Consider the following 6,590-nt stretch of genomic DNA (forward strand, 5'->3'; position numbering starts at 1 on the left):
GCCGGCTGCCCGCGGAACCCGCGGGCAGCCGGCCGGCGTGGCTTCCGCCTCGGCTGGAAGGGCTGGCTCGTCGTCGACAGCCTGATCGTATTGCTGGTCGTGGCGGCGGTGGTCGCTTGGCCGCCGATCCAGGCCTGCCGGCACCAGGATAAGACAACCGGCTTCTACGCCGGCGATTCCGTCGATCGCTGCATCCGCCGGGGCATCGCCGAGCGCATCGACCGGGCGGACCAGCGCCTGAAGGCCCTGGTCCGCGGCTCCGGGCGCTGAAGCGTGCGCCGCCGACTAAACGCCGGCTCGGCCTGAACGCGTCACCTCAAGGATCTGGCGCCGTTTCCTGTCCCGCCGGCACCGGAGATGGCACCAGCCTTGGCACAGGCCATTCGGTCGGACCCTGGATCCTCGCCCGGGCCGGCTTGAGCGGCGGCACCGCGACTGGTAGCAAGCGTGTCGTGGGCCGGTGTAGCACAGCGGTAGTGCAGCGGTTTTGTAAACCGAAGGTCGGGAGTTCGATCCTCTCCACCGGCACCAGATTTTTGTCTAACGGTGGCAGTAGGTTAAGTAGGCGACGATCCGAGGATAACCGCTACTCTCACACAGCGGTCTCACACATTGTCCCTTCGAATCGCCCGGCCATGGAAGGACCCCAAGACAGGGATCTACCATCTGCGTCAACGTGCCCCATCCGACCTTCTTGTAGGATTGAGGGGTCAAACGGTGTGGCTACCCATCGGCTCAGCTTGGGCATCGATCAAGGTTGGATCTGTCGTTCAAGCTTCGTTGCGGACCAAAGAGCCGAAGGAAGCACGAGCCCGGCATTCGGTTGCTGACAGCGCCCTGAAAGAATTTTGGCAAGCTGAGCGAAGCGGGGTTCTCTCAAGCACGGGTCACGGAAGTGTTTTCGAACGCAAGGATTGGCGTCGTCATCTTGTTCCTGTGGGAAATGTCATTCCACTGGAGCCCTTGCCGGCCCCCTCCCCTGCCAAGGAAAATGAACCTCATTTCACAGCGGGCGATCTATTCGAACGATGGGCATTAGACCGGGCGGACAAGCGAGCCCCGAACACGATCAAGCGTTACCGTGGCAGCTACCGATCCTTCGACGCTTTTGCGAATGGAAGAGACGCCCGGGATCTAACTTCTGACGATGTGTTCGCCTGGGCGGAGCGTCGGCGGGACGTTGAAGGCATCAGCCCTCGGGCGATCAACAAGAACGATCTCGTGGCCGTCAGCTCGGTGTTCCGGTGGGCCTCAAGCCGAGCAAGCGACAAGCTCCTAGAAATGAACCCAGCTGCAGGCTTGTCTTTGGATGAGCCTAGGATCGTCGCACAAAGGGAGCGGACTTTTCGAGAAAGCGAGATAGCAGCGATCCTGTCAGCTGCCTCGTGCGTAGAACCCAATGTCCGTAATCCGACTAGGGCATCTGCTCGACGCTGGTGCCCCTGGCTCGCAGCTTACTCAGGAGCACGGATCGGCGAGCTTACTAGCCTTGAGCAGCGAGATATTCGTATCGAGGCAGGAATTCCAATCATGCATCTACGGGTGACAAAAACGGGCGAACCCAGGATGGTGCCCTTACACGCTCATTTGATCGAGCAGGGTTTCCTCGATTTTGTAGAGGCATTACCAGCTGGCCCACTCTTCTACGATCCAAAGAAACACCGAGTGAGGTCGGCGGCCACGCCGGCAGAATTACGAAGTCGCTCAGTAGCCGAGTGGGTGCGTGAGGCGGTCAAGTTAGATCCCAGTGTCGATCCGAATCATGGTTGGAGACACACTTGGAAGACACGGGCTCTAGGAGCGGGGATTGAAGAACGCCTACGGGATGCCATTACCGGTCATCGTGTTGCATCCGTGGGCCGACGATACGAAACACCGACGCTTACGATGCTGGCAGACTCGATGAACCGCTTTCCTCGTTATCAGGCCGAGATAATAGACGAGGGCGTACTCGAGGCCTACGGCAAGGCCATCCTCTCGTAAGACCTGACGCCGACCGAAAGCTCCCTCAAAACAAGCTGTTAGCTTTCGAAGAATAATCAGCGGCTTGCTAACCAGTCAAGCCTAGGGAGGGGCTCATTGCCTCTCCTGGTACAGCCTAGTGTGCCAGAATTGTGCCAGCAAGCCGACGCCGGTTTCGATCTGAGTGGGCTCGCAGCCAAGGATGAGGAGGACCTTACGGCGGTCAGAGCCAAGGACGTGAAGGCCATCGCTAGAGCAGCGAACTTCCACAGCAGTGAGCCGCCCCCATCACCACAGCTAGCTTCTGACCCTGTTCAGCCTGAGGCTCCTGTTGCCAAGCGAAAAGCCAGAACGCACAGGACCGGCCGGAACGTCCAATTCAACGTTAAGCCGCCCAAAGTACAATTAATGAATTCTATGAAATATCTGATGCTCAAAATTGGGTTCTTGGCGAGACCTTGGAGAAAGCACTTGCAGCTCTCAAGCGTGAGCTAGCGAGCTAAACCTTTACAAAAATAGTCCCGATAATCAATCCTCCTCTGATGCATCAAGCCCATGATAAACTAACTCTGGCGTGGAATCTCCATCAGCGTTGAGTACGTTTCTAGGAATTGACCTGTTCAATGTATCAAATATTTCGTTATCATCAGTATTGATTGCTTGATGAACCACAAAAGACAATGCTCTATGGCGTGCACGTCTTGCCCCTATATCGGAGGCTGCTCGGTCCACGTTTTTCGCATAATCCAATACGAAGTCGGTAGTTGAAGTAATGTGACGAGATAATTGAAGGGTCACGACTTCTCCAAAAACCTGTAGGAATTTGTATAGACGCTCACGTCTTTCTGATGACAGAGGTAGTTTGTCTTCATGTTCGGCCAGAACTAAAAACAAAGTGTAAAAATCAGATTTTTTCCTGAACCTTGTACTATAGATGCTGTTAATTGATTGGTCAATTTCGCCAAGAACTTTCGTAAAGAGATTTTTCAATCTATCATAATCGTCAAAATCTGACTCATATAATTGATAATAATCTTCGAGTTTAGTTTTCTTATTCTGTGGCCCGTTGAGATATGCTACAGCTATCTCGCTGATATACTCAGCATCTAACATTCTTCGTCTGTCGTTCGGAGAAAATATACCAAAATAAGACCAGTAATCTAAGTCAGCAAGCTCTTCCATTAATTTGATGAAAGGCCCCCAATAAGTGGCGTGCCTCAGTTCTTGCGCATTAAGTACAACCGTGTTTCTGTTGATACGCTGAAATATGGAACGAATTTGTTCCTCTGTCATTTCTGGCAGTATACGAGTAACAAACTTGTATTCGTATATTTTACGCCGGTCCACTTCAGAAAGGTCTTCAAAATAAAAGCCATTCCACTTTGAGCCTTCCTCGCCCATAGCATATCCGCCAGAAATATACTCCAGAACCGCCCTTATTCTTTGCTGTCCGTCTACAACAATATGCTTTTCATCGCCAATGTGATTTGTGACATCTTGCATGTATATTTCTGGTATGGGGTATTCCAACAGTATAGTTTCGATGAGGGAACCTTTTTGTCTTTCTGACCAAACTGGGTTTCGCTGGAATGGAGGAGACATTTCAAGTTGACCGGTTTCGTTGGCTTTTTTGAGCCACGCAATGGATCTATTGGTTGTCTCTGTGAATTTATGCATGACTATTATGCCAATCTCGTTGCTATGGAGGTGCGTAATGACCTTACTGATGTAACTTGATACGATCGGAGCGCTTCATAATCTGAATAAATCCTAAAACTTACACTCCTATCTGCAATTATTGGGTTAGATGACGCATCGGTGGAAGCTGTTGACCATTCTTTTGCAAACGGCATTAGTGGCAAAAGCTTATCAGCTGCAATAGTTCCCCAATATATGAACTTTGATACATGTTCGTCCCATGAAGTTCTTTGTCTGGATGTAACTTTAAATCTGTTATGATAGTTGTTTCGTAGGTAACGCCATGCAAGATTAAAATGATAGCTGGATACAACGGCGACATCGACGTCAGAATTTTTATCGAACAGTTTGAAATCTTTGTAAGGGCTCAAACTAACGCCTATAGCGGCGCTTCCAACCAGTGTTACTGAGGCTGCATCTACGTCTAATTTTTCAGCCAACTTAGATTTCCACTCTATAAAGTCGTGCCTGTCCGAAAATACGGCCGGACAGCGATCGAATATGTAGCGTGAAACGAATACATCTGGTTTAAGAGTTTTGATATCTTCTATTATTGCCTCTCTAGTCATGCTGAATAATACGTTCTCTTATGAAGCTGCCTTTTCCAGGCGCTTCTCAGATGTGTCTACAAACGTATAAGCGAATTGGTGGGACACTTCCATTGATGAGATTGCATCACTTCAAGCGTCGCAGCTCCAACCAAGCGTGCTCGAGGATGCCGGTCTGGCTTTCCAATGCCCAAACAAGTCAGCTTCCAATCAGTAGCTTTAAGAGCCCATCTGAAGGTAGCGAAGGAGGCTTTATGGATGCCGATCCCACAGTAAGGCTTAACCATGGTTGACCAGTTCGGCTTAGACGGCCATCGTGCCATGTGGCAACTCTCGGCTTTTAGGAGAGTTGCTTGGAGAAAAATGAGACGTAAAAACACTAAACCCATCGGTTAAGGGCTTAAGGGCGGGTCTCATGGTGGCAGGGCCGGGGAACATAATGTCTTGTCGGAGTGATTTTTTCCGAAAACCCGATGCCTCGTCAAGGGGAAAATGAAAAATTATTCGCAACGGCACAGTTTTGCCCGGTGTGGCTTCAGCCCACAAGCGGACCGTGACGGTAGCTTGCTGACCTGCAACGGGAGTAGGACGGCACATTGATTGTGAGACTACGCGAATTAAGACCCGGTTGACCTATTCGCCAGTGAAGGCTCACCGCTGGCTGAGGTGGTCTCCTGAACGGCGCCGTATGTGGGAATGGAGCGAGAATGGCCGACGAGATCCCGAACGTCCCAGACGGTCCGCACTTACGAACCATTGCCATGCCTCGGGACACCAATGCGTCTGGGGCTATCTTCGGAGGCTGGACCGTCTCTCAGATGGATTTGGCCGGTGGGACTTTTGTGGCTCAACGGGTGCAGGGGCGCTTTGTGACGGTTAGCATTGATGCCATGCGGTTTATTCGACCCATCGAGGTAGGTGACGAAGTGAGCGTCTACTGCACCCTTCAGGAGGAAGGCGACACCTCGATAGCGGTCAAGATAGAGACATGGGCTCGGGATCGATCCGGCAGCAATGCGGAGAAGGTTACCGAGGGTGTCTTCACCTACGTGGCTCTGGATGAGAATGGAAAGCCTCGCCATCAAAACGACGCTCAGTCGAAATAGCCACGCTCGGACAGGATGATTGGGTGACGGTTAGGTTGCCCTCCCAGGAGGCTGCAACGTCGATCAATCAGCATCACAACAGTCGGTGAGCTGAACGAAGCCCCAAATGCTTCTGCGGCGTCTGGGCGCTCGAACCGAGACTGCTCCCTGGGGGTTTACCTCACATGGAACAGATCTTTTGCCGGGTCGTGGTCGCTGCACCTGGATGCACCACCAGGATCGAATCAGAGTCAGAACGGAAAGCGGCAGATGCGGCGGAGGCTGTTCTGCGTCTATATAGAGGGCAAACGCAGTCAGTCACGGTCGAAGTAGAGTGCTATGACGGCCATGCAGCCGATCGTATTCTGGACACCTATCAGATCTAGCTGACGAATGGGAACGAGTTTGATTTTGTATTTTTAATTGCCTCTAAATGCGCTAAACAAGACAACACAGACAGAGCGTCATTTAATCATGTTTTTCTTCTTTTCAAATCGTCTTGGCTGTCTCGGTTCACTCGTCCTGTCGCTTGTGCTTACGCTGGTTATCGTCGCAATCTTTCGAGGATTTTAGCACTAAAATCGTTTCGCCGCAATTTTAGTCCGTGTGCTTCAGGTAGTAAGACTTTGCCTTAGCTGACTTCGTGGCTTTCGTGCTGTTCGTCCCTGAATGCTGTGATCGAGCTGAGCCATGTAATGGCTGTCACCAACGCCCTTGAATTGAGGCTGCAGTGATGCACTCGACCTTGGATATCCCGCTGGATGAGGTTTGCCTCTTCAAGAACCTTTACGTGTTTCGAAGCAGCGGCAAAAGACATGCTGTAAGGCCGAGCAAGCTCTGAGATCGTATGGCTTGCAGAAATCAACTGCTGGATCATCGCTCGACGGGTCGGATCCGAAAGGGCATGAAACACGGCGTCGAGGCCGCTTCGAGGATGCTCAACCATTTGGGTGAACATCTCATGCCATAAGCTGGCATGCAAGAATTTGAGTGTCACAGGGCAATTCCGGAGTTCACCGGCAGTCTGTGTCGTCGGCTCCGTTAGCCCTTCTATCGGCGAACTCGCATGTCATTTCCCGCTGGCGTAGGCTGCTGAGGGAACGAGGTGCCTCGAATGTCAGATCGCCGAGAACTCTACCAAAGCCCAAGCGGTGACGTTTGGTATCTGGCTAGAGCGTGTTATGCACCTGTCATCAGTCGTTCGGCCTGTTTCAGCATGAGACAGACGAAGGCGACCATATGAAGTCCTGCCAGCGTGCTGGCATAACGCTCGTAATCCTTGACCAGGCGCCGACAG

Annotated in this window: 4 protein-coding genes, 1 tRNA gene and 1 pseudogene; 3 read left to right on the forward strand and 3 right to left on the reverse strand. The window is 51.9% G+C overall.

The features are described from left to right. Positions 1–270 (forward strand): hypothetical protein (locus tag FV228_RS17145; protein ID WP_147855735.1); only part of this gene is annotated, 270 nt, incomplete at its 5' end. Between the two features lie 186 nt (positions 271–456). Continuing rightward, positions 457–531: transfer RNA gene (locus tag FV228_RS17150), tRNA-Thr, on the forward strand. Between the two features lie 1,959 nt (positions 532–2,490). Here the strand turns inward: FV228_RS17150 and FV228_RS17160 are convergent. Beyond that, complete coding sequence (locus tag FV228_RS17160; protein ID WP_147855737.1) at positions 2,491–3,639, reverse strand: DUF262 domain-containing protein; 1,149 nt, start codon at positions 3,637–3,639, stop codon at positions 2,491–2,493. A 1,276-nt stretch (positions 3,640–4,915) separates the two neighbouring features. Here FV228_RS17160 and FV228_RS17170 point away from each other — a divergent pair. Next, entirely contained in the window at positions 4,916–5,314 is a 399-nt protein-coding gene (locus FV228_RS17170) for an acyl-CoA thioesterase (protein ID WP_147855739.1), read from the forward strand. A gap of 610 nt (positions 5,315–5,924) precedes the next feature. Here FV228_RS17170 and FV228_RS17175 read toward each other — a convergent pair. Continuing rightward, positions 5,925–6,290 carry a metalloregulator ArsR/SmtB family transcription factor gene (locus FV228_RS17175; RefSeq protein ID WP_246693932.1) on the reverse strand — a complete coding sequence of 122 codons (366 nt, stop codon included), beginning with the start codon at positions 6,288–6,290 and terminating at the stop codon, positions 5,925–5,927. Positions 6,291–6,472: 182 nt separating this feature from the next. After that, a pseudogene (locus FV228_RS17180) lies at positions 6,473–6,590 on the reverse strand (IS5/IS1182 family transposase); the annotation flags it as partial.

The sequence above is a fragment of the Methylobacterium sp. WL18 genome (genome assembly GCF_008040015.1).
GTDB lineage: Bacteria > Pseudomonadota > Alphaproteobacteria > Rhizobiales > Beijerinckiaceae > Methylobacterium > Methylobacterium mesophilicum.